The following is a 235-nucleotide window of genomic DNA, read 5'->3' as shown; positions in this document are numbered from 1 at the left end:
GGGCACAAGACGGTCCAGGCCAATGACGGGCTGCTCGCAGCGTTCCACGACGCGGCCAACGACCGGCTGATCACCGGCGGCGAGGACGGCAAGGTTTTCGCAGTGAAGGCCGGCGGAGAGGCGAGCGAACTCGCCAGCGCCGGCAAAAAGTGGATCACCAGCGTCGCCGCCGGTCCGCAGGGCGCGATCGCCTTTGCCTCCGGCAAGACCGCGTTCGTGTGCTTCGCCGACGGCA

1 pseudogene is annotated in these 235 nt (G+C 68.9%); it reads left to right on the top strand.

Annotation, left to right across the window (positions count from 1 at the left end):
• Window positions 1-235, top strand: a pseudogene (locus tag EOD29_RS35065) (WD40 repeat domain-containing protein); the annotation flags it as partial.

It is taken from the genome of Mesorhizobium sp. M1A.T.Ca.IN.004.03.1.1, assembly GCF_003997555.1.
Classification (GTDB): domain Bacteria; phylum Pseudomonadota; class Alphaproteobacteria; order Rhizobiales; family Rhizobiaceae; genus Mesorhizobium.
Note: the sequence above shows the minus strand (reverse complement) of the source record. Positions and strands in the feature narration are given on the sequence as shown.